Origin of the sequence: Enterobacter cloacae complex sp. 2015409 (assembly GCF_041365315.1) — a bacterium.
In the GTDB taxonomy this organism is placed as follows: Bacteria; Pseudomonadota; Gammaproteobacteria; order Enterobacterales; family Enterobacteriaceae; genus Enterobacter; species Enterobacter pseudoroggenkampii.
Map to the genome: position 1 here is coordinate 148,110 of NZ_JBFTVM010000005.1, position 23,715 is coordinate 171,824.

General features: G+C 57.2%; 15 protein-coding genes. 4 read left to right on the top strand and 11 right to left on the bottom strand.

What is annotated here, in order from left to right; genetic code table 11:
• Positions 1-46 precede the first annotated feature (46 nt).
• From ACDO57_RS20105 to ACDO57_RS20115, 3 genes are all read left to right on the top strand, one after another.
• The gene (locus ACDO57_RS20105) at positions 47-946 is read left to right on the top strand and encodes a LysR family transcriptional regulator (RefSeq protein WP_048991720.1); all 900 of its coding nucleotides are present in this window, start codon (positions 47-49) and stop codon (positions 944-946) included.
• A 50-nt stretch (positions 947-996) separates the two neighbouring features.
• Entirely contained in the window at positions 997-2,022 is a 1,026-nt protein-coding gene (gene yhjD, locus ACDO57_RS20110) for an inner membrane protein YhjD (protein WP_024908836.1), read from the top strand.
• Positions 2,023-2,282: 260 nt separating this feature from the next.
• On the top strand, positions 2,283-3,605 hold the full coding sequence (locus ACDO57_RS20115) for an MFS transporter (RefSeq protein WP_024908835.1): 1,323 nt from the start codon (positions 2,283-2,285) through the stop codon (positions 3,603-3,605).
• A gap of 63 nt (positions 3,606-3,668) precedes the next feature.
• On the opposite strand, the gene ACDO57_RS20120 is transcribed toward ACDO57_RS20115, so the two are convergent.
• Together ACDO57_RS20120 and pdeH are read right to left on the bottom strand one after the other, a co-directional pair.
• Positions 3,669-5,711, bottom strand: a complete 2,043-nt coding sequence (locus tag ACDO57_RS20120; RefSeq protein WP_370884494.1) for an AsmA family protein — start codon at positions 5,709-5,711, stop codon at positions 3,669-3,671.
• Between the two features lie 65 nt (positions 5,712-5,776).
• Positions 5,777-6,550, bottom strand: a complete 774-nt coding sequence (gene pdeH / locus ACDO57_RS20125; RefSeq protein ID WP_024908833.1) for a cyclic-guanylate-specific phosphodiesterase — start codon at positions 6,548-6,550, stop codon at positions 5,777-5,779.
• A gap of 229 nt (positions 6,551-6,779) precedes the next feature.
• Here pdeH and ACDO57_RS20130 point away from each other — a divergent pair, with 229 nt between their 5' ends.
• Complete coding sequence (locus ACDO57_RS20130) at positions 6,780-7,709, top strand: sugar kinase (protein WP_048992962.1); 930 nt, start codon at positions 6,780-6,782, stop codon at positions 7,707-7,709.
• A 61-nt stretch (positions 7,710-7,770) separates the two neighbouring features.
• Here the strand turns inward: ACDO57_RS20130 and ACDO57_RS20135 are convergent, their stop codons facing one another.
• The 9 genes from ACDO57_RS20135 to bcsR all read right to left on the bottom strand — a co-directional run bounded on the left by ACDO57_RS20135 (position 7,771) and on the right by bcsR (position 23,635).
• On the bottom strand, positions 7,771-9,264 hold the full coding sequence (locus ACDO57_RS20135; RefSeq protein WP_024908831.1) for a pitrilysin family protein: 1,494 nt from the start codon (positions 9,262-9,264) through the stop codon (positions 7,771-7,773).
• A gap of 226 nt (positions 9,265-9,490) precedes the next feature.
• Entirely contained in the window at positions 9,491-10,777 is a 1,287-nt protein-coding gene (locus ACDO57_RS20140) for a dicarboxylate/amino acid:cation symporter (RefSeq protein WP_032662127.1), read from the bottom strand.
• 159 nt (positions 10,778-10,936) lie between these two features.
• Complete coding sequence (gene hmsP / locus ACDO57_RS20145) at positions 10,937-12,943, bottom strand: biofilm formation regulator HmsP (RefSeq protein ID WP_370884495.1); 2,007 nt, start codon at positions 12,941-12,943, stop codon at positions 10,937-10,939.
• 119 nt (positions 12,944-13,062) lie between these two features.
• Positions 13,063-16,545 (bottom strand): cellulose synthase complex outer membrane protein BcsC, encoded by a 3,483-nt coding sequence (gene bcsC, locus ACDO57_RS20150; protein ID WP_370884496.1) that lies wholly within the window; start codon positions 16,543-16,545, stop codon positions 13,063-13,065.
• Positions 16,527-17,633 (bottom strand): cellulose synthase complex periplasmic endoglucanase BcsZ, encoded by a 1,107-nt coding sequence (gene bcsZ / locus ACDO57_RS20155; protein WP_370884497.1) that lies wholly within the window; start codon positions 17,631-17,633, stop codon positions 16,527-16,529. Before bcsZ ends, bcsC begins: the two co-directional genes overlap by 19 nt.
• A gap of 6 nt (positions 17,634-17,639) precedes the next feature.
• Entirely contained in the window at positions 17,640-20,060 is a 2,421-nt protein-coding gene (bcsB, locus tag ACDO57_RS20160; protein WP_370884498.1) for a cellulose biosynthesis cyclic di-GMP-binding regulatory protein BcsB, read from the bottom strand.
• Between the two features lie 10 nt (positions 20,061-20,070).
• Positions 20,071-22,686: a UDP-forming cellulose synthase catalytic subunit gene (bcsA, locus tag ACDO57_RS20165; RefSeq protein ID WP_032648216.1), complete on the bottom strand. Its 2,616-nt coding sequence runs from the start codon at positions 22,684-22,686 to the stop codon at positions 20,071-20,073.
• On the bottom strand, positions 22,683-23,435 hold the full coding sequence (bcsQ, locus tag ACDO57_RS20170; RefSeq protein ID WP_024908825.1) for a cellulose biosynthesis protein BcsQ: 753 nt from the start codon (positions 23,433-23,435) through the stop codon (positions 22,683-22,685). The genes bcsA and bcsQ overlap by 4 nt, the downstream gene beginning before the upstream one ends.
• Before the next feature lie 11 nt (positions 23,436-23,446).
• Positions 23,447-23,635 (bottom strand): cellulose biosynthesis protein BcsR, encoded by a 189-nt coding sequence (bcsR, locus tag ACDO57_RS20175; RefSeq protein WP_024908824.1) that lies wholly within the window; start codon positions 23,633-23,635, stop codon positions 23,447-23,449.
• Positions 23,636-23,715: the final 80 nt, after the last annotated feature.

A 23,715-nucleotide genomic window follows, 5' to 3' on the forward strand; every position in this document is an offset into this window, starting at 1 on the left:
TTAAAACGCTTCACTGTTTCAGCTGTAACAACAATGAGCTTCCGCTATGGATAAAATTCACGCAATGCAGTTATTCGTCCGCGTCGCGGAACTGGAGAGTTTTTCCCGCGCGGCCGAAACATTAACCCTGCCGAAAGGCAGCGTTTCACGACAAATTCAGGCCCTGGAAAACCGGCTTGGCACCCAGCTATTGCACCGCACCACGCGCCGCGTCAGCCTGACGCAGGACGGCATGGTCTATTACGAGCGGGCAAAAGATCTGCTGGCAAACCTTGATGAACTCGACGGTATGTTTCAGCACGATCCCTCCAGCATAAGCGGACGGCTCCGCGTGGATATGCCCGTCGGCGTTGCTCGAAATTTAGTCATCCCCAAACTGCCTGCTTTCCTGCAGCACTATCCGGGCATTGAACTGGAACTCAGCAGCAGCGATCGCCTGGTGGATGTGATCCGTGAGGGGTTTGATTGCGTCGTCCGCGTCGGCACGCTGAAGGATTCAGGGCTGATTGCCCGTCCGCTGGGCAAGCTGTCGGTGATTAACTGCGCCAGTCCGGATTATCTGGCGCGTTTTGGCTACCCGGAAACGCTGGACGATTTAGGCTCACACGCCGTGATCCACTACGCCGCGATGCTGGGAACTCGCCCGCAGGGCTTTGAGTTTTATAACGGCAGTGCGACGCAGTGGGTAAAAACGGGCGGGGTTTTAACCGTCAACAGCACGGAAACTTACCAGGCTGCCTGTCTCGCCGGACTGGGCATTATTCAGGTTCCGCGGGTTGGGGTGCGCGATTTACTCCGCGCGAAGAAACTGGTTGAGATCCTGCCGCAATACCGGGCCGAACCGATGCCTGTCTCCCTGATTTATCCCCACCGCCGCAACCTCTCCCGCCGGGTCCATCTGTTCATGGAGTGGCTAACCGAACTCACAAAAGCTTACGTGGACTAGTCGCAAGCTATAATTCAGTAACATCCAGCCAAACGAAAAGGAAAAGACGCGTGACGCCGGAAAACAACCCGCAACGACCCACCCAACATTTAGAGTATGAGCCCGTCAAAAAGATGGAAACCGGGCCTGAAGAGGCCAGGTCCCCTGGTACCGCCAGCAAAGCGCTGGGGACCGTCACCGGCATTGTCGCCAGAATTCAGCAGTTTCCCATGATTGCGCATCTGATACGCGCGACCGAACGCTTTAATGACCGCATGGGAAACCAGTTTGGTGCCGCCATCACCTATTTTTCCTTCCTGTCGATGATCCCAATCCTGATGGTGTCGTTTGCGGCGGCAGGTTTTGTGCTCGCGTCGCACCCGACGCTGCTGCAGGATATCTTCAATAAGATCCTGAATAACGTCAGTGACCCAACCCTTGCCAGCACGCTCAAAAGCACCATCAATACCGCCGTTCAGCAGCGTACTACCGTCGGTATCGTCGGTTTGCTGATTGCCCTTTACTCCGGCGTTAACTGGATGGGCAACCTGCGCGAGGCCATTCGCGCCCAGTCGCGCGATGTCTGGGAGCGTAAGCCGCAGGACCAGGAGAAAATTTGGGTTAAGTACCTCCGCGATTTTGTTTCGCTGATTGGCCTGCTTGTCGCGCTCATCGTAACGCTTTCCATTACCTCCGTGGCAGGCTCGGCGCAGCAGATGATCATCTCCGCGCTTTACCTTGATTACATCGAATGGCTGAAGCCCGCCTGGCGCGGCATTGGTCTGGCCATTTCCATCTTCGCCAATTACCTGCTGTTCTTCTGGATCTTCTGGCGTCTGCCCCGCCATCGTCCGCGCAAGAAGGCGCTGATCCGCGGCACGTTGATTGCGGCGATCGGCTTTGAGGCGATCAAAATCGTGATGACCTACACCTTACCTTCACTGGTTAAATCCCCTTCCGGCGCGGCGTTTGGCTCGGTGCTGGGGCTGATGGCGTTCTTCTACTTCTTCGCGCGTTTGACCCTGTTCTGCGCGGCGTGGATTGCCACTGCCGAGTACAAAGACGACCCGCGAATGCCGGGCAAAACGCACCGGTAACCCCACTCTCGGGCTGAAATTTCAGCCCGATTCATCATTTCAGCATATAAATCCAGCCTGTAACTTTTATTTAACCGAAAACCAGTTTTATTGACTGATATTTAAAATCTGTGAAGCATTTCATAGACCTGTTTTGGCTGGCCTGAAAATTATCCGCTTTTTGTTGCTTTTATCACCATCGCGCGGCTTTGTTACAGATTGAAATGTCGCTTTTGCTGTGCGTAATATGGCCTTTCGTTCGACAAAAATAAGAAAATATTATGCAAGCAACCGCCACCACACTCGACTCAGGAACGGAAAACGTTCCGGTAAACTCGCGCAATAAAGTTGTCGTCGCATCGCTGATTGGCACCGCCATTGAGTTCTTCGACTTTTATATTTATGCCACCGCCGCGGTCATCGTCTTCCCGCATATTTTCTTCCCGCAGGGCGATCCGACGGCGGCCACGCTGCAGTCTCTGGCGACCTTTGCTATCGCGTTTGTTGCGCGTCCGATTGGCTCTGCGCTGTTTGGACACTTTGGCGATCGCATTGGCCGCAAAGTCACCCTGGTGGCCTCGCTGCTGACGATGGGCATCTCCACCGTGGCCATCGGCCTGCTGCCGACCTATGAAACCATCGGCATTCTGGCGCCTGTCCTGCTGGCGCTGGCCCGTTTTGGTCAGGGTCTGGGCCTTGGCGGCGAATGGGGCGGGGCGGCGCTGCTGGCCACCGAGAACGCCCCGGCACGCAAGCGCGCGCTGTATGGCTCATTCCCGCAGTTGGGCGCACCGATTGGCTTCTTCTTTGCCAACGGGACGTTCCTGCTGCTCTCCTGGCTGCTGACGGATGAACAGTTCATGAGCTGGGGCTGGCGTATTCCGTTTATCTTCTCAGCCGTGCTGGTGCTGATTGGCCTGTACGTGCGCGTTTCTCTGCATGAGACCCCAGTTTTCGCAAAAGTGGCCGCGGCGAACAAGCAGGTGAAAGTGCCGCTGGGTACGCTGCTGACCAAACACGTCCGCGTGACCGTGCTGGGCACGTTCATCATGCTGGCAACCTATACGCTGTTCTACATCATGACCGTTTACTCCATGACCTTCAGTACCGCCGCCGCGCCGGTTGGGCTGGGTCTGCCGCGTAACGAAGTGCTGTGGATGCTGATGATGGCGGTGATCGGGTTTGGCGTGATGGTTCCGATTGCGGGCCTGCTGGCGGATAAGTTCGGTCGCCGCGCGAGCATGATTACCATCACCACGCTGATCATTCTGTTTGCCCTGTTCGTCTTCCCGCCGCTGCTGGGTTCAGGTAGCCCGGCGCTGGTGATGGCCTATCTGCTGATTGGCCTGAGCCTGATGGGGCTGACCTTCGGCCCGATGGGTGCGCTGTTGCCTGAGCTGTTCCCAACGGAAGTGCGCTATACCGGCGCGTCGTTCTCCTACAACGTCTCGTCTATTCTGGGCGCGTCCGTTGCGCCGTATATCGCCACCTGGCTGCAGGCAAACTATGGTCTGTTCTATGTGGGGGTTTATCTGGCGGCAATGGCGGGGCTGACGCTGATTGCGCTGCTGCTGACGCACGAGACGAAGCACCAGGCTCTGTAATTCACTGCGTGCGGCCTGATGCCCTCACCCCGGCCCTCTCCCACAGGGAGAGGGAGAAAGGCGTTACTTCTTCATCTGCGACAAAATGGTCCGACACTGATTCGCCTCGCCTTCTGACGGCGAAATCAAGGCCAGCAGCGCTGCGGCTGGAGTGACCAGCGTCGCAAGTGCCGCAGCCACTGCGCCACGCGCAATCAGCGGTCCGGGCTTCACGCCCGCCTGCGGATTTTTGAAGGTCCCGCGCACGTAAAGCGGCGAGCGCAGGGTGATGATACGAATCCCCTTACTTTCCGGGTCAATCGTCAAATCAAGCTGCTCCGAGGCCATGCTCGCGGTACCGGTCACGTTAATCACCGCGTTTTCCGTGTCAAAGGCAAAAATCTGCGGACGCGCCACGCCGTTAACCAGATCCAGATTGGCCGCCGCGCAGTTCACCCGCACCTCGTCATCACCAAAGATTTGCCCGATGACGTAGTTACCGACGTTCAGCCCCAGGATCTCCATCAGGTTGCGGCTCACCAGCCCGTCGTTCATCAGCAGCTTCAGGTTACCATTGCCGCTGCCCAGCAGCGCCGCAACCGAGTTCCCCACGCCGCGAATATCGGCATCACCGTTCATTTCACCGAGGGTTTTCTGCATCAACTCGACGTTCGGCATCAGCTCTTTCAGCTTCAATCGACGCGCCTGAATCTCCGCCCGTCCCTGCATCGGCTTCTTATCGCCTTCCAGGTGAATGTTCGAGGAGATCGTCCCGCCCGCCATGCCAAACTTCAGCGGCTGCAGACGCAGGTCGGCGCTTTTAAGGAGGATATGGGTCGTAAGATTGCTTATCGGCAGCGTACTGCCATGTTCAATTTTTCCGCCTTTGAAGCGCACATCCGCATCCATCACGTTCCATTTATCCGTCTCAAAACGTTCATAAGGCAGCACTTTGCCGGCAGGCTGAGGATCTTTCTTCACCTCTTTTGACTTCGTACCTTTACCGGAGTCGATACCTATCAACGGGCCTAAGTCGGCCAGACGCAGCTGTCGGGACTCAACGTCCCCTTCCAGCTTCGGCCTCGGTTTTCCAGTGGTGTAGGTCAGCGAGCCGTGGATATCGCTGTCGCCGATGCGGCCGTTAAAATCACGGTAGTCAAAAACGGACGCTTTTTCGGTATCGATTTTGGCGACCAGATGCCCGTCCGTTTCGAACGGTGGGGTATCCGGCAGCAGTACGCCGGTCAGTTCATACAGCTCGCCCAGCGAATCACCGGCAAATTTAAGCTGAAGATCCACGCCCCCCATATTCATCGGGTCGTTGACCGTGCCCACGAACGCCACGCGGGTGTTACCGGAACGGAAGTCCGCCTGCACCGGGAATGGCGTGCCTTCGCTCCGTAGCGCCAGCATGCCGCCTATTTTCCCTTTACCGCTGAGCGGCTGGTCGTTATAGCGTCCTTTTGCCGTCAGGCCGAAGACATAGTCGCCCACGCTTGCCGCATCACCTTTCACTTTCGTCCCCGTGACCTCGCTGAACGGCAGCGGCTTGCCCAGCGGATCGACCAGGATCTCCACATCCGCCTTGCTGACCTTATCGTCGATGGCGATCCGCCCGCGATCGAAGAGAATATTGTCGAGACGGAATGACCAGGAAGAAGGCTGGGCATTCGGATCTTTTTCGCTGTCGCTGGCCAGGCTAAACGTCCAGTTGTTGTTTTTTTCGGAGAGGCGGATCAGGCGCGCATCGGGCTGCTGAAGTTTAATCCACGGCAGATAGACCGTTTTGGTGAAGAGTGCCAGCGGAGCCAGCGTGGCTTCAACCCGCGGCAGGTGGATCATAGTGACGTCCGGGATATCCGGCGGGTTGCCGAGAATGATGTCGTCAGCATGGATATGTGGCCAGGGGATCCAGCTTCGCCAGCCGGGCTCCTCTTTCTGGCGTTCCCATACCACCCCTAAATCACCCCGTATGGCGAAGGGGCGGTTCAGCTCGGTTGAGACTTTCTGGTTGATGGTCGGCTTGAGACGGTTCCAGTCAAACGTCGCAATAATGATGGCGACAACCACGATCAACAACAAGAAAATCCCTGCTGTCCAGGAGATTACCCTGGTTGTTCTTGTCATTTTTATCCCCTTTCCTGATGACCTGTCCTGTAAAACTATAGTCCAGACAAAGGGAAGCGGGTTTATCAGAGGGTCGTTATGACGTTATCGAGGCGATCCATGGGTACCGGGCGAGAGAGATAGTAGCCTTGTGCCGCCGCTGCGGGAGAGTTTTGCACATCGCGCCACTCTTCCAGCGTTTCCACACCTTCAACAATCACGCCCTGGCAATAGCGGTTCATCAGCTGTAATAACAGCGTAAACAGATTCCGCCCTTCCGGGGTCTGACGCAGCATAATGAACAGATCGCGGGCCACTTTAATGTAGTCGTAGCGCACTTCACTCAGGGCGGAGAAGTTCGCCATGCCGGTGCCAAAGTCATCCAGCCACAGCGGGCCGTATTCGCATATCGAAGCAAACGAGGAGTCCTGCGGCAAACGGACATGCTCCACCAGCTCAAAGCGCATCCACGGCAGGGTGGCGATCAGCTCCTGCAATTTCGCGTTCTGGCGCAGCGCCAGCAGGGTTGGGCCATCGACGTTCACCGAGGCGAGGATATCGTGCTGTTCGAAAAAGGCGTGCTTCGTTGCCAGCATGCGAAGCTGCTCTTCCAGCACGTCCAGACGCTGGCGAACGGCAACTTCGGCAAAATAGCGATCCGGCGCGATGCGCTGAGTAGGGTTTGAGGGGTGCGTAACGACGGTCAAAATTTCGATGGCCATCAGTCGACCATCTGTTCGGTAGATCGGCTGATAGGTGTACGCACGCTCACATTGCAGCCAGTAGCGATGCTCCTGCAAGTTCTCAATACTTGCCTCAGGCGTAGTGCTCAGCCGCTGGATAACCTGCTCTGACTTCATTTCAGATGTCCTGTTGTTGGGATAGCCTTTCTGGACTCGTCACAGGATTATCGGCGCGACAATTGAGAACTTTATGTTCAATTCACCCGGAAAATGAAATTAAGATGACAGAAATGCGCGGGAACACGCGCTGGCTCAAAAAAAATAATGGAACGTTGTTTTAATATAGTTGACCGGTTAATTCACTCAGCGCACACTGCTGATAATTCTTCTGTTCAGGTTCACGACTATGTCCAAAAAAATTGCCGTGATTGGCGAATGCATGATTGAGCTGTCACAAAAAGGCGCGGAAGTCAGCCGCGGATTTGGTGGCGATACGTTAAACACGTCCGTTTATATTGCCCGTCAGGTCGCGCCTGAGGCGCTCACCGTGAACTACGTTACCGCCCTGGGTACGGACAGCTTCAGCCAGCAAATGCTGGAGGCCTGGCAGAGTGAACATGTTGAAACGTCGCTGATTCAGCGTATGGAAAACCGCCTCCCGGGGCTTTATTACATCGAAACCGACAGTACAGGCGAACGCACGTTTTATTACTGGCGCAACGAAGCCGCAGCCAAATTCTGGCTGGAGAGCGACGCGGCCGCGGCCATCTGCGAAGAGCTGGCGACATTTGACTATCTCTATCTGAGCGGCATTAGCCTGGCGATTTTAAGCCCCGCCAGCCGAGACAAGCTGCTCTCGCTGCTGCGCGAATGCCGTGCCAACGGCGGTAAGGTTATTTTCGATAACAACTACCGCCCGCGCCTGTGGGCCAGCCGCGAAGAGACGCAGCAGGTTTATCAGCAGATGCTGCAGTGCACCGACATTGCCTTCCTGACGCTCGACGATGAAGACGCCCTGTGGGGTGAAAAGCCGGTAGAGGACGTAATTGCGCGCACGCAGGCGGCAGGCGTGAGCGAAGTGGTGATTAAGCGCGGTGCGGATTCGTGCCTGGTCGCGGTGGCGGGTGAAGCGCTGGTTGACGTTCCGGCAGTGAAGCTTGCCAAAGAGAAAGTGATTGATACCACGGCGGCGGGTGATTCATTCAGCGCGGGCTATCTGGCGGTACGCCTGACGGGTGGAACGCCGGAAGCGGCGGCACAGCGCGGGCACCTGACGGCCAGCACGGTGATTCAGTATCGCGGGGCGATTATTCCGCGCGAGGCGATGCCTGTTTAAGTAGGGTGCGGGCTGATGCCCTCACCCTAACCCTCTCCCACAGGGAGAGGGAATGTTTGCATTACTGCCCTTGCGGGATATCCGTCGCGTCCGGATGTAAATCATCCGCCGTGGCGGCCTGCGCTGGCTGCGGCGCGGTAGCCATAATGGCATCCCAGGTCGTCTGAAGTTCCTTCATGTCATATTCCGGCTCGCCCTTCGGTTGCAGAAGGATCAACGCCATCTCCTGCGACAGCTGCTGACGGAGGTCCTGATTGAGCATATCGACGGTCAGACCGTTCAGGAAGTCCTGACGAAGCTTCTGATACTGTTCCGGCGCAATGTCCACCACCTGATTCTGCAGGGAACGAATACGCTGGCTGATCAGAATGTCGGTATCGGCACGAGCGTAGGTCGCAAACAGCTTCTGCAGCTCGAGTTTTTTCTGCGCCACGAGAGCATTGAATTCCTCTTCGGAAAGCCCCTCTTTACGCACTTTTGCCAGCTCTTTCGCGACCACACCCAGATTGGCATTTAGCTTATCGCCCGGTGATTCAACGTTGATGGCACATTGTGCACGCTGGAACAGCACGCGGCAGTCAAAGCCAAGACCAATATTCTTCACGTTGTTCTTACTCAGCGTCTGCTGGACGTGCCAGAACAGCGCTTCACGTGCCAGATCGGCACGCCAGTAGCGTAACATCGCCGCAGATTCACGGATGGGCTGCCAGGCGTTATCCCACATGACGGAGAGGCGATCCTGACGCACGGTGTCCGTCATAATGCTGACAGGCTCTGCACGCAGCGGAGAGAGCGTCGGGACAGGGGCTGGCGTTTCACGCTTGCCTTTCAGATCGCCAAACGCTTTGTTGATCTGCTCCACCACCGCGCGGCTGTCCACGTTACCCACCACGATCAGCGTCATCGCGTCCGGGGTGTACCACTTCTGGTAGAACGATTTCACCTGTTCGGCGTCCACCGGCTGTTTCAGCGGTTCGGCCGGATCATGTCCCAGTAACGTTGAGCCCTTCAGGCGGTAACGCCACCAGCCCTCTTTGGTATCCCCAGGCCAGGTTGCCACCATGTCGCTGTTACTCAACGCATAGTTGACGGTGTCCGGCGTAATCGCCAGATTGCCAGAGGCATCGGAGAGATACGTCAGCGCTTCTTTAAGCAGGTCGTTACGGTTGTTTGGCAGGCTCAGGTTAAACATGGTGTAGTCATACGAGACAACAGCCGGGGGGAGTGGGCGTTTCGGATCGATGGCCTGCTGCCAGAGTGAACGCACCTGAACCGCTTGCAGGCTGCCGCTCTGCGTGAGCGCCAGCCGGGGAATAAAGTGGCTGAAACCGGTTTGCTGGGTGCTTTCCGTGAGGGAACCGGTATTAACAGACAGACGGATTTCAATACGATCGCTGGGACGTTGCGGCGTGGCTAAGACCTGCCATTGAAAACCGTTCGCTAATGTCCCTTGTTGCCAGGCCGGGTCTGGCTGGAGCGCATCTGCCTGCACATAACTGGCTGCTGCCATCATCAGCAAACCGCCGGTTAAGAGTCGAATTTTTGTGCCCTGCATGTGAACCCCTGATCAACATTCCTGGTTAAAAAAGAGTGCTCGCGACGCGCTTCACTCTTAAAGATGACGATGAAAACACGTCGATTAGACCGCGCGTTCGGCAAAACGTCACGGTCCGAAGTGAAATATACCCAAAAAAAATCTTGTCGAATTATGACAGGTATGAACAGTTATTATGCGCAGGAGCCCGCATCCCCACAAGGGAATACGGGCATTTGTGACAAGTTTAAGAGGATAAGCCAGGATTTTTGCTGTCAGTTGAACGATTATTCAGAGTATCGTCGAGCTTTTTGTGATCCAGCTCTTTCACCCATTTCGCCACCACCACCGTTGCCACGCCGTTACCCACCAGGTTGGTTAACGCACGCGCCTCAGACATGAAGCGGTCAATACCCAGAATCAACGCCAGACCCGCCACCGGCAGGTGACCCACGGCAGAAATGGTGGCTGCCAGCACGATAAAGCCGCTGCCCGTTACGCCTGCCGCGCCTTTAGAGGAGAGCAGGAGCACCACCAGCAGGGTAATCTGATGGAAAATATCCATATGGCTGTTGGTCGCCTGAGCGATAAATACGGCCGCCATCGTCAGGTATATCGAGGTACCGTCCAGGTTGAAGGAGTAGCCCGTCGGGATCACCAGCCCGACCACCGATTTACGGCACCCGAGTTTCTCCATCTTGTCGAGCATACGCGGCAGCGCCGATTCTGAAGAGGAGGTCCCCAGAACAATCAGCAGTTCTTCGCGGATGTAACGGATAAATTTGAAGATGTTGAAACCTGTCGCGCGGGCGATGGAGCCCAGCACCACCACCACGAAAAGGATACAGGTAATATAGAAGCAGATAATCAGCTGACCCAGCTGCACCAGCGTGCCGACGCCATATTTACCGATGGTGAAGGCCATCGCACCGAAGGCACCGATTGGCGCCAGGCGCATGATCATATTGATGATGCCGAAAATGACCTGTGAGAAGCTTTCGATCACATTAAAAATAAGCTGGCCCTTGCTGCCCAGACGGTGCAGGGCAAAGCCAAACATCACGGCGAACAGCAGAACCTGGAGGATGTTTCCGCTGGCGAACGCGCCAATGACGCTGCCAGGGATGACGTCCAGCAGGAAGGCGACCACGCCCTGATCCTTCGCCTGCTCGGCATACACCGCGACCGCTTTAGCATCCAGCGTTGAGGGGTCTACGTTCATCCCCGCGCCTGGCTGCACCACGTTGACGATGATCAGACCGATAATCAGCGCAAGGGTACTGACCACTTCGAAATAAAGAAGCGCCACTGCACCGGTACGACCGACCGCCTTCATGCTTTCCATGCCAGCGATGCCCGTGACTACCGTACAGAAGATCACCGGCGCGATGACCATTTTGATGAGCTTAACGAACGCGTCGCCAAGCGGTTTCATTTGCGCGCCCAGCTCAGGGTAATAGTGACCCAGCAGAATACCGATGGCGATGGCTGTCAGGACCTGGAAATAAAGACTTTTGAAGAGTGAGGTTTTCATAAGGTGTCCTTGGGAAGAAAAACCACAGGTTTTGTAAGGTTATGGTTAACCTGCGGCTTTAAAATAACACCCACATAACAGGACAGAAATAAACTCAGTTCAAATTTGAAACACAAATGTTAAGAACTTTGAGCTGGCTCGCACAAGCCAGCAACAAAGTTACACTTTTGCGGGGTCGTCAGCACCAGAAAGGTATCGTTGTTCAAAGACATCCGAAGGAACAGCGGGGGCAAAAAGGAAGCCTTGCCCGCTCTCCACACCCGCCTCTGCCAGCCAGGCGCGTTGCGCGTCGGTTTCAATCCCCTCGGCAATAAGGTGCAGGTTGAGACTGCGCGCCATCTGGATAATCGCCTGCACCATGCTGCTGTCGTCCGGCAGACCGTCGACAAACGCTTTGTCAATTTTGAGCACATCTACCGGAAGGGTTTTCATGTGCTGAAGCTGGCGCAGCCCGGCGTACCCCATGCCAAAATCGTCCAGCGCAATGCGAATGCCAGCATTACGCAGCGGCTTCAGGATCGCGACCGCCTCATTGGGGTCGTCAATGCGTCTGCTCTCCGTCACTTCCAGGGTTAACGTATCTGGCTTGATGCGGTAACGATGGATCAGCTCCAGCATCTCTGAAACCATGGTCGGGTGCATAAGCTGCAGGGCAGACAGGTTAACCGACAGCGGCAGCATCACGCCGCGCTCCTGCCAGGCCGCAAGCTGACGGCAGGACTCCTCCAGCACCCAGTAGCCGACGGTAACCATCAGGCCGCAGGACTCAATGCGCTCAATCAGCCCTTCCGGCAGCTCCCATGAACCATCCGGCTGCTGCAGACGCAGCAGAGCCTCGGCGCTTTTCACTTCTCCCGTCAGCAAATTCACCTGCGGCTGTAGCCAGAGGGCAAACTGGCGGTTATCCAGCGCGGTCAGGATGTCGCTCTCTTCCGTCAGGCGCTGCTGCGCCTTTTCCATCTGCTCCGGGTCGAAGAACTGGATCTGATTTTTCCCTTTGCGCCGGGCGGTAAACGCCGCCGAGAAGGCGCGACGATAAAGCTGTTCCGCCGTTAAATCACCGTAGTACATGGCGATACCGATACTGGCGCTCGGGCGAAGCTGGATACCCTGAATGGGCAACCGCTCATTAATGACAGTGAGTACTTGCTGACCTAATGTGATCGCATGCCAGGGCTCTTTTACGCCATTGGCAATCACCACCAGGTCGTAACCGCTGACCTGAGTCAGCACCATGCGCGGGGCAAGGACAGATTTGATCTTTTCCACCAGGGTAAGCAGCAGCATTTCGCGCTGGCTCTCCTTGAGCACGCCAGCCGTGTCCTGCAGCGTTTCACAGGCGATAACCATCAGCGCCGTGGTTTGCTGGCGCTCAACGTTTTGCTCCAGCATTGCCATCAGGAAGGCTTTATTGGGAAGCTCCGACACCGGGAAGCGCGTGGCGCTGCTGTTTAACTCATCCTGCTGACGCTGGATGCGCTGCTGGTTGAGGTTGTAGCTGCGCACCAGCATGCCTATCTCATCGTCATGATGCAGACGCGGTAGCCCAAGCTGATGTCCCATCTGATCCTGCGGCGCAAGCGTATTCAGCTCGCGGGCGATGCGGCGCAGCGGATGAACAATCAGCCGGTTAATGCACCAGGTGAGCGCCACGCTGAGAATAAGCGTCATAAGTAAGCAAGTGGTCACTAACGTAACCACCCAGCTCATGACGAATTTATACATGCGGTAGGAGTCCGCCTGTAATACCAGGTAGGCCAGCGGCTGCGGATTGGCAGGGCGTTCGAGTGAATAAACGGGCAGCGAAATTTGCACCGGCAGTTCAAACAGGCGCATCACCATCATCGGGACGGGACGCTCCGGGATAAAGCTCATCCGCAGCGCCTGAAACTGGTTAGGCAAGACGACGTCGGCGCGGCTAACGACGCCGGCAGGCTGAATGCGTTTTAAAATGGTTTCCGCTTCGGGAATATCCCCTTTCAGAATCGAGGCGGAGAGCGGGCCGCGCACCGAGCGGGCAATACTTTCTAACTGCGAGGCCGTGTTATAGCGATTCTGCTGTACGGAATGAAACAGCAGAATTACGCAGAAAAGCAGGACAAACAGCATGGTGACGGCAGAAACCATCGCCATCTGTTTGATTGTTAAGGAACGGCTGACACGCAAAATGACTCTCCACAAAACTCGAAGCGCAGGGCGCGCCAGGGTGTAAACCTGGCGCGCCTGAGTATACCCGATTGCCGCGCTATTAAGAGAGACTTACAAATGGATTAAGGAAAATCCGATTACCAGTCCGCGTAAGGGATAAGCGGCTGCGGCGGTAAGTCCATATCGCCCTGCCAGCCTGCAGCAGAGTAGCGCACATAGATCAGCGCGTGGCTTGGGGTATAGTCTTTCGCTTCCTGAATATCCACGCCCATGCCCACAAACCAGTTGGACGTTACGCGGCGTTCGATAATGGCCCGTGCGGTATAACCCGTACCGGAAGAACTGCTGCCGGTTTCCATCGCGCCCCGGTCGGTATAGCGGTCTGGCTCATCGGTCGGGATCAGATTCTGAATCGGGTAGCGCAGCTCGTCTTTGGTTTTGGAGTGGGACCAGGACACCGAGCCACCCAGCTCCCAGGACCAGTTCTCCGTGCGTTTACGCCATGTCACCGGCAAGGCGAAGGAGACATACTCCTGCGGACTGTAGTAGCCGCCCTGACCCAGGGTATAACCACTCAGGTCTTTGTCGTAGTGCCAGAGCATATTGGAGACGCCGACCGTCAGACGCTCATTGTTTTTATTAATGAGCTTGTAGTAGTAACCCGTCATCCAGCGGACGCGCCAGTTATCCTCCACATTTTTACCCGTCAGCGTTTCCGCGTTCAGGCTTGACCAGACGCCGTTCGCTTCCCCTTTGTCATAGCTCATACTTACGCCGCCACCGGTGGCGCGTACGCCGCCCCAGGTGGTGCCGGTATTGGTATCTTTTTGCCCGCCGAAGGCCAGCAGAGAGCTGGAGATTGGGCGGCGATGGGCGTTAACGGTATAGCCGATGGGCCCCAGATCGCTGCTGTAGCTGATGCCGCCCACCACGTCGACGACGTCAAAGCCCATTGGCGTGGTGCCAATATCCATCGCCCAGGTTTTATTCTGCCAGCCGACGGCAACGCTTGCGCCATTGTCGGACTGATGGGTGTTGCCGCTACACGGCGTTTCGTAGCAGGTTCCCCATTTAGGGTCGTAAGTCCCGTTCTTGCTATCAAATGAACCGGCGTCCATGTTGACCAGATCGCTTCTGAAGAACATGCGCCCATCAGAGAGCGGGGCATCCACCTGTAGCATGGTGGTATGCGCTTTCAGGTCGGAATAACCGCCCGTGCCGCTGGAGCCCCAGTAGTCGTGCTGCAGCGTGACGTTAACATCCTGCTGACGATACAGGTCACCGGCATCGCTGCGCACGCCGCGCTTCAGCCAGTCATCCTTTTCATCGTTACGCGTCAGACGGGTGAAACTGTCGTTGTCAGCCGGACGCGTCGTCGTGATACCCGTCGATACCATCGCATCTTTATAGGTTTCCAGCGCCTGCTGAGGCTGGCCGTTCTGCGCCTGGAAACGTGCGGCATCACGCAGCACCAGCGCGTTTTCCATGGAGCCGGGCTGCGATTTAGCCTGCGGAATGATTTTGTTGAAGGTCTGTTCTGCGGCTGCGGAATCGCCCAGACCCGCCTGCGCCATCGCGATCCGGCGCTGCATGTTGAGCGACAGCGGCCGGCCGTTTTGCGCGGCGGGCAGTTTCGCCAGCTCTGCGCGCGCGGCATCTTTGTTACCCTGCGCGCTGTAAATCTCGGTCAGGCCGAGGATCGCGTCTTCGTTCTGCGGTTCACGCTGCAGGACGGTGTTGTACGTCGTTTTCGCCGAGTCCAGATCGCCACGCTGCTGTGCCCAGTCCGCCAGCGTGAGGTCGATACGGGTGGAGGTCGGCTGCTGGCGAAGAAGATTCTCTGCGTCCTGCTCTTTGCCGCTGTCGCGCAGACGGTTGGCGGTTTCCAGCACCTGGTTGCTTTGCAGGCGGTCGGCAAGTTCCTGAATATTGCCGTTCCACTGGCTGCGCGGCAGCGTGTCCAGATGCGCCAGCGCGGCGCGGTCCTGATCGTTTCCGGAAAGATAGAGCCCGTTGGCGTACACCTGATCCGGATCGGACGGTTTCTGGCTGGCAAGCTGACGCATCAGGGTATCCGCCTGGCTGCGCTGACCCGCGCTGTAGAGATCGCGCGAGAGACGATAGGTTATCCACACGTCGCCGGGAGAGAGCGCCAGACGACGACGCTGGATCTCTGCCGCCTGAGCGTATTTACCCTGATTTTCCAGCTGTTCGGCCTGAGTGGAGAGCTGTTCGTTGGTCAGGCTACGTTCAATATCGTCTATGCTTCGGCGCTGGCTGGCGGAGAGAGACTGGATAAACTGCGAGGCCTTCTCCGGCGACTGCGCGCGGTAAATATTGGCCAGGCCGCGAACCGCATTGCTGTTGCCGCTGTCCATACGCAGCGCCTGGCGATAATAACGTTCCGCCGCGTCGTTATCTTTACGCGCCGCGGCGGCGTCGCCCAGCCCCAGCACGGCATAGCTGTCGGTATTGTCGATACCGCGTGCCTGCTGATAGTAACGCTCCGCCTGCGCCGGGTTATTCGCCTTCAGCGCCGCATCGCCCTGCTGGATCAGCAACCAGTAGCGGTTAACCTTCAGAAGACTGTCCCATTTACCCCGGTTATCGCTCTGGGGATCGAGGGCAATCGCCTTTTCAAACTGTGCCACCGCGCGGGCGCGGTCGCCCTTCTGAGAATAGGCCTGGCCGAGGGCACCCACCGCCTCACTGTCGGCATGGTTGGCGCTGACGGCTTTTTGCAGCTCCGCCACCGCCTTACTCCCCTGCCCGGCATCCACCGCCGCCAGCCCTTCCGCTTTCGCGCGGAACGCCGGATCGGCGAGCTGTTTTTGCTGCGCTTCAAGCTGGGCACGCGCCGCCGCGACGCTATCCCCGTCGCTGAATACGCTCAGGTATTTTTGCAGCGCGCTGACGCTGGCGCTGCTGGCAGGCTGACCTTTGATTTGGTCATACCACATATCAGACGCCTGGTTACGGCCATTGGTGGATTTGGCCATCTCTTGCAATACCGCAAAGCCTTCATCACGGCGTCCGCTCTGGAACAAAAGCTGGGACAGCGTTGCCTGAAGCTGCGTATTTCCGGGGCTGCTGCTGTTTATTTTCTTGAGCTGGTTAATGGCTGCATTTCGGCGAGCAGGGTCTTTCGCCACGACGTTCCAGTATTCCGTGGCCACGTCGCCGCCCGGCGGGTTGCCGTCAAACAGCTTGTCATAGGCGGCAATCGCCTCCTGCGTGTGTCCCGTGGTGGCGAGCAGTCGCGCCTGCTGGAGCTGCTGGCGGCCATCCGGGGTAGAAAGCAGCATCGTGTTGCGTGATGACTGGTACGCACTCGAGCCCGGCGCGATCCCTTTCAGACGATCCAGCTCTTTTTGCGCACCGGCGTTATCGCCCTGGCGCAGCAGGTAGCGAAAGCGTGCGGCAATGACGTCAGGGTTGTTCGGGTCAATCAGCTCCAGACGATAAAGCGACTGACGAACCAAATCCTCACGCTGTGTCGATTCGCCCAGCCGAACCTGTTCCAGCAGCTGTTTCTGCTGCGGAGAGTTGGCGGCTTCAGCCAGCGGCATCAGTGCCAGGCCAAGCGATAAAGTGAGTAGATTTACTGTGAACTTGCGCATTCCTGGCCCCAATCCGGTATTAATTCACCTTTTGCGGTGAAGCGAAAACGATGCTGATCCCATCCTTGCCCAAAGAGAGTCAGCACGTAGCTGTAATAGGCATTGTTATCGGGAAAATGGTCCGCAACGCGCTGGCGCTGAACCGCCTGGGCATCACGCTGTTGTAAAAACGGCAGCATGGCGGCAGAGAACCCGACCGGGCCATTCCCGGTGCGTTTCCCCGTCGCCACATCCACTTTCTCCGGCGGCACACCCCGTTTCATAGTCTTTGCCGCCATCGGCTGGAAGCGCGTCAGCAGCCGGGCTTTCTGAGGATCGTTGTCACTCATCATGCCCACCCAGAGATACACGCGGATGGCGTCGTAGCCGCCCACCAGCGCCTTATCCTGCTGTAACCGCCAGCCTTTGTTTTTCTGATACTGCACCCAGTCCGGCGAAAAGCCTTTCGGCGCACTCTCCAGCAGCAGACGCAGATTGGTTTCACGAAGCTGGGTCCACGGGGAACCAAAGCGCGTGAAATAACTCGCTAACTGCGGAGGAAGATAACTGGGGTTAAAGCGCCAGACCTGTTCATCGGCAAAACCGACTTTACCGGGAAGCAGCATTGCGCCGAGCCCCGGCACTTTCACCACTTCCTCGCTGACAATGCGTTTTAGCAACGCTTTACCCGTGCGGGTATAGTCCGGATGTTTCCACAGCCGACCCGCTTCGAGCAGTGACCAGGCGATCCAGACATCGGCGTCAGAGGCGGAGTTGGTATCAATCACCGCCCACGTTTCTTTATCCTTCTGACCCCATAGCCAGGCAGGCAGATGGTCGTTGAGATCGCCGCTGGCAAGATTATCGCGCGTCCACGTCAGCAGCTGGTCAAACGCGTTGCGATCGTTCGCCGCCAGGGCAAAGAACAGGGCGTAGCTTTGCCCTTCCGAGGTCGTAATTTTGCGCGTGTCACTGGGATCAATGACACGCCCGCCCTCACTGATGTAGTCCTTTTTAAACTGCTCCCAGGCAGGCCAGGTACAGGCGGCGCGAAGAGGAAGCGCCGCCAGCATCACCGCTGCTAATGCACACCAGCGAAAGGCTTTCATTACATCTTACTCATCCGGGTTCAGACGACGACGGCTGATGATACGCAGCAGACGCCACAGCACCCATGCCAGCAAGACCACGCTGACCGCAGCCAGGATGGCGAGCAGCACCGGATGGTTAGCCAGCGCATACCACAGGCGTTCAAACCACGGCAGATGGCCCACGTAGTACACATCGCCCACGCGCAGGCTATTGACGCCGGACTCACGGATCACCGACACGGAACCAAACATCGCGGCACGTTTACCGCTGTCGTTCATGGCCGTATTGAGGAGTTCATACCCGCGCGGGCTGTCCGCAAGGAGGGCCACCACGCTACGCTGTTCGTTGTATGGGGACTGGAAGCCCACCACTGCGGCCATCGCCCCCTGAGACGTTACCGTCGTCTGCGCGCTGGCCTGACGGTCGTTCACATCCGGCATAATGCTCGGGAACTCGGTCTGGCGCAGCGGCGTGTTAACCCAGGACTGGGCCGCTTTCACCAGCAGATCGATACGCTTGTCATCCTTTAGCTTATCCGGAATGGTACCGATCACCATGATGTCAGCGTCTTTGTTCTGAATCTGGCTGCCATCGTCCGTCAACGTGACGTTAATCGCCGGTAAGCCAGTTTGTCCCCCGACGGTCGCCATGGTGTCCAGCAGAGTCGTGACCTGCCCTTCGTTTGGCGCTTTTGGCATCACCACAATGGACTCAGAGAGATCGGCCATGCGGCTGAACGGGAAGCCCGCGTTAGCAAACGCGCGCAGGTCCGGCATCGCCAGGAAGTGATAGTACTTCGAGAAGTCGATGGTCGATTCATCGCCAATCACCACGTGGTTCTGAACCGGCTGGAAGGTGATGCAGTTTTCCGCCGAGCCGCCAGGCATCGGGTTCATGTACTGGAAGTCAAAGCGCAGCTGGTTTATCGCACCCAGCTTCAGTGCCGGAATGGAAACATCCGTTTTACCGTCCAGCAGCCCTTGCAGCACCGGCAGGCGAAGCATCAGGCGGTTCGTATCCTGCGTGCTTTGCAGGCTGAAGGATTGCAGGAACTGATTATTCAGGCTGATATCCATGCGCGAGCTGTCTTTGGTGGCTGGCGCGGTATAGCGGTAGTTCAGATTGATATCAATGCCGTTGGTACGCAGCAGGTACAGATCCGGCGGCAGATTCAGCGACAGGCTAATCGGCGCTGGCTCAAGCCCCGTCGCCTGCAGCTGTTCTTCATAGGTTTTCAGCTCGCCAAAGGTTACCGCACGGTCGGTACGCACCCAGTTTGGCGCATCATACGGTTTACGCGCCAGCAGCGGTTTGACGTCATCAACCACCACGCTGTTGCCGCGGAACAGGACGTTGCCCTGGGCAATCGCTTTTGCTGCCTGCACCAGATCTTTATCATCACGACCAAAGACCACCAGCAGCTTCACGTACGGGTTTTCCGGATGGCTTATCATCTCAACGGTCGGCGCTTTGACGTCCGGATGATCGCGCAGGAAGGCCGGGCGTTTCGCGTTGGTCGCAAACACAATGGCATTTCTGTCCGGCAGCTTGTCATACATTGCCGGGAAGCTCTGGCCGCGCCAGCCCGCGCGTGAACCAAACCAGGACGCCACGATGGTGGCCGCCAGCTGCTCGGTCACGTCCGGGGAAGAGGCAAACACCATCGGCAACGTGAGCGGACGGTTATCACGCGGATCAAAGAACGGAACCGGGAAGGCCGAAAGATCGTTTTTCAACGCCAGCGACTGGTAGGTCAGCTGCAGCGAGGAGTTACGTCCGACGTCCATCCACAGCGTGTTGCTGGCCGGGTTTTCGCAGACATCGCGGTAGTGACCGACAAATTCCAGACGGATACGGTTAAAGTCGGTGATGAACAGCGGGTTAATCGGCACCTGAGCCTGGGTTTTCTTGCCCAGCTGCTCTTTCGTGACCGGCAGGACGTCCATCAGCTCATCATTCAGATAGACCTTCAGCTGAGACTGGGTCGGCAGCAGCGACGGTGACGGGGTGTACTCAAGGTTCAGCACCGCATTAGAGACGACCTCATCGCTGCGCATGCCAAATTCAATGCCGCCGTTAGGGTTGATACCGCGCAGCACCATGCTGCCCGGAGGCGGCGCAATTTGCGCGAAGGTCAGCTTCACGTCCCGTGACGGCGCATTGTCCGCGACGACGGGCGCATTCGCCCCCCGGACGCCCGGCATCACCTGTCCGATGACCTGACCGTCTGCCGGCAGGGTGTTCCCCTCCGTTGGTTGGTTCGGCAGGATGTTTTCTGTTTGACCCGGTGCCGCGGTGACAACCGGATCGGTTGCTTGCGCGACGACAGGTACCGTTGGCGCAGGCGTTGCCGCTGCATTACCAGGAGCGGCGTTAGCCATTGTTGCGGGGAGGACATTCATCCCCATTGCCACTGCACATAACCAGGAAAGTTTTGTTTTCATCGCGTTATCATCATTGTTGAGCCATAACCGGGTCCGCCTGCTTCGCCTCATCCCGCTCAGGACGACGAGGAATGAACGACACGACCCAGGAAACCAGCGAAGTAAGTGACCGGAAAATTAATTTCACCGACGACGGGGCAAATTCTGCAAGGTGACGATAGCCACGGAACCCCAGCTTCAGAATATCCAGCAGGCTTTCCAGAGGTTTATCTTCCGGGAAGCTGTCCTGCCAGAGAGCCCACGTATCCGCGCGGGCAAACGTACACTGCACAAAATCGATATGCTGCTTTTTGGTCAACGGCATCAGCTGCAGACCGACTTCATTGCCCGCCACGCGAACAACCTGCGTCGGGAAGACATACTCCTGCTGACCGCGCTTAAGCAGCAGGTTAACTTTCTGCCCTTCCAGCACCTTCGCCTGGCCGTTGATTTTGATCCCCAGACCGCCGTCAGAGAAGTCGTGCACGGTACAGGAGAAGAGATGGCCATCTTCACGGGCGATCGCCGCAGGCATGCAGATTTCAACGCGATGCGCACGACGAACCTGTTTGCTTTCCACCGACACCGCCACCGCGCCGCCGAGGATAATCAGGTTGTAGAAGACCCAGGCCATACTCACGAAGACGGTCAGGATTTCGTTTTCCGGGCCGTAGAAATAACGCCAGATACCGGCGATGACGCCAACGATATTCAGCAGTACCAGGAAGATATACGGACGGGAGATCACCCAGTCGACGTACTCTTCTTCCACCAGGCCGCCCTTCGCGGTGACGTTGAATTTCCCTTTATGCGGGTTAATCAGCGCCACCATCGTCGGCGGTGCGATGTACCAGGCCAGCACCGTTTCGTAGATTTCACTCCAGAAGGAGTGGCGGTATTTACCCTGTATCTTCGAGTTCGTCAGGCTCGCGTGGATCATGTGCGGCAGAACAAACAGCGCAATCATCAGCGCCGGGGCGTAGATGATATAAGCGTGAAGGAGCAGGAACGCCAGCGGCGCGGTCAGGAAGATCAGCCGCGGAATACCGGATAAGAAGTGGAACATGGCGTTGACGTAGCAGAGACGCTGCGCCAGCTTGAGCCCTTTCCCGATCAGTGGGTTATCGAGACGGAAAATCTGCACCATCCCGCGCGCCCAGCGAATACGCTGACCAATGTGCGCCGACAGTGACTCCGTTGCCAGACCGGCAGCCTGCGGAATGCGCATATAGGCTGAGGTATAGCCACGACGGTGCAGGCGCAGCGAGGTATGCGCATCTTCGGTGACCGTTTCGACGGCGATACCACCAATTTCATCCAGCGGTTTACGGCGGATAACCGCACAGGAGCCGCAGAAGAAGGTGGCATCCCACATGTCGTTTCCGTCCTGCACCAGGCCATAGAACAGCGTGCCTTCGTTCGGGGTTTTACGGAAACGGCCAAGGTTACGTTCAAACGGGTCCGGCGAGAAGAAGTGGTGCGGCGTCTGCATCATCGCCAGCTCTTTCTCCTTCAGGAACCAGCCCATGGTCATCTGCAGGAACGAGCGCGTCGGCACGTGGTCGCAGTCAAAGATCGAGACAAACTCCCCGGTGGCATACTTCAACGCGTTGTTGATGTTCCCGGCTTTAGCATGTTCGTGCGTCGGACGGGCGATGTACTCGACGCCAACCTCCTCTGCGAACTGGCGGAATGCCGGACGGTTGCCGTCATCCAGGATCCAGACCTTGAGCTTATCTTTCGGCCAGTCGATGCCCAGCGCGGCATAGATGGTGTTCTTCACCACGCTCAGGTCTTCGTTGTAGGTCGGCACGAAGAGATCGACGGTTGGCCACTGGGTGGTGTCCTTTGGCAGCGGAACCGGCTGGCGGTTGAGCGGCCAAATCACCTGGAAATAGCCCAGCACCAGCACAATCCAGGCGTAGGTTTCAGCAAACAGCAGCACCAGGCCGCACACCAGACTCACCGGGTCGTCCCAGTTCAGCGTCGAGGTATAACGCCACCAGATGTAGCGACAGGAGACGGTCAACGACAACACAATCAGCATCAGCGCCGAGAAACGGCCCGGAATACGGCGGACCAGCAGCGCCACGCCCCACAGCAGGATCAGGAAGGTGAACTGCGCCAGAGGGTTGAAAGGTTGCGTAATACAGACCAGCGCCAGAATGAGCGAGAACACAACGATCACACCGAGGATAAAACGCCGCAAGCCCGGGTGGAGATGCCCGAGCTCTTTATGGTTATCCAGATGGCTGGTCTTATCGCTGACGCTGTTGGGCAGTTTATCCAGCCACTGGTGGTAGCGTTCACGTAGCTGCTGCACGCGGGAGAAACTGCGCCAGTGCGGCGTTTTTGTCTCCGCGCGGGATGAGGTCGCCACCAGCCAGATGGCCTGAATGAGATAACGCGCCGGATCCAGTGGACGCGGACGGTCAGGATTAATGTGCGGATACAATTCACTGTGCCGGGCACGTATGCGCTGCCAGCGCGGGTGTTCGAGTGGAATAAACATCCAGGCCAGAATCATCCAGAAACAGCCGAGCGCGGCGCTGAATGCCGACGCGCCGTGACGGCGAAAATGCCGGTAATGTTCGCTCAAACGCGAACTGACCGGTGGGATGAGTAACCAGCTGGCGAGACGACTCATACATCACTCCCTGCATGCTCCGCCCTGTTGGCGAAGTTCAGCAGACACCAGTTAGCCAGCGTCAGGATCTCTTCTGCCGCCAGTGAATCGCTACGGTATTCGCCGAGCGGTTGCTTCGACGCAAGGCATTCCGCCATGCCCTCATCACGATGGATGACAATGGGAAGCAGGCGGCGCTGGCTCTGCAGCCAGACCTGATACAGATCGTCCTGGATCTGGCTGCCAATGCGCAAATCGTTAATCAGGATATGGCCATTTTGAGGTAGCCCCTGCTGATGCAGGCGGATATGGCAGTTCGCATCGACGTTGACGATCGAGAGCACATGATCGCACTGGGCAATAAGCTGTCTGGTCAGCGTGCCGGCGCCGTGCGGCAGATCCAGCAGGATCCACTTGTAGTGCCCCTTTTCTTTCAGGGTCTGCAGCGCCAGCGTGAACTGCGAAAACAGACGCTGATACGCGGCTTCATTCTCGCGCTCCGTGGTGGTCAGTTGACCAAACGGCAGCAGATCGAGCTGGGAGGTATAGCGCATCCCTGCATCCTGCCAGTCTTTATCGTCGAGCAGCGCCCGGGCCCAGCCCTCTTCGCGAGTAAAGTCGACGTTAAACGACATACGCAGCAAATTATCGGCGCAGGCGTCAATAACCAGCACCGATTCACCTAAAAGCTGTAATGACCACGCCAGCGCCGCGGTAACAGATGTGGTACCCACACCGCCACGGACACCCTGTAATCCGAGTATGGCCATCAATGGCTCCCTTAATGTTGATGGGCGAATTCAGCTAATAACGGCCAGCGTTTAATAGCCGCGGCCAACTGTTCCCGCTGGGAAATATCGGTGTAATCTATTTCAGGTAAAGAAAAGGCCTGCGTCAGCGCCAGAAAATCGTTTTGGAATGTGTAACCCAGGGTCGAATCGACTGGGGTTCCGGGTTCGTTATTATCCATTCTTTTTCCATCCCTTTGAGGAAAATCGCACGCTAAAGAAGTTGCGGGGCTTCCTGCCCTGACAAATTTCATTTACATGC

Bases quoted from the DNA above. Each gene is read 5' to 3' on its own strand.
- bcsA (WP_032648216.1), bottom strand. From the start codon at position 22,686: ATGAGTCGTCTCGCCAGCTGGTTACTCATCCCACCGGTCAGTTCGCGT.
- ACDO57_RS20120 (WP_370884494.1), bottom strand. From the start codon at position 5,711: ATGACAAGAACAACCAGGGTAATCTCCTGGACAGCAGGGATTTTCTTG.
- bcsC (WP_370884496.1), bottom strand. From the start codon at position 16,545: ATGCGCAAGTTCACAGTAAATCTACTCACTTTATCGCTTGGCCTGGCA.
- ACDO57_RS20130 (WP_048992962.1), top strand. From the start codon at position 6,780: ATGTCCAAAAAAATTGCCGTGATTGGCGAATGCATGATTGAGCTGTCA.
- ACDO57_RS20140 (WP_032662127.1), bottom strand. From the start codon at position 10,777: ATGAAAACCTCACTCTTCAAAAGTCTTTATTTCCAGGTCCTGACAGCC.
- ACDO57_RS20135 (WP_024908831.1), bottom strand. From the start codon at position 9,264: ATGCAGGGCACAAAAATTCGACTCTTAACCGGCGGTTTGCTGATGATG.
- bcsQ (WP_024908825.1), bottom strand. From the start codon at position 23,435: ATGGCCATACTCGGATTACAGGGTGTCCGTGGCGGTGTGGGTACCACA.
- ACDO57_RS20105 (WP_048991720.1), top strand. From the start codon at position 47: ATGGATAAAATTCACGCAATGCAGTTATTCGTCCGCGTCGCGGAACTG.
- bcsZ (WP_370884497.1), bottom strand. From the start codon at position 17,633: ATGAAAGCCTTTCGCTGGTGTGCATTAGCAGCGGTGATGCTGGCGGCG.
- pdeH (WP_024908833.1), bottom strand. From the start codon at position 6,550: ATGAAGTCAGAGCAGGTTATCCAGCGGCTGAGCACTACGCCTGAGGCA.
- ACDO57_RS20115 (WP_024908835.1), top strand. From the start codon at position 2,283: ATGCAAGCAACCGCCACCACACTCGACTCAGGAACGGAAAACGTTCCG.
- bcsR (WP_024908824.1), bottom strand. From the start codon at position 23,635: ATGGATAATAACGAACCCGGAACCCCAGTCGATTCGACCCTGGGTTAC.
- bcsB (WP_370884498.1), bottom strand. From the start codon at position 20,060: ATGAAAACAAAACTTTCCTGGTTATGTGCAGTGGCAATGGGGATGAAT.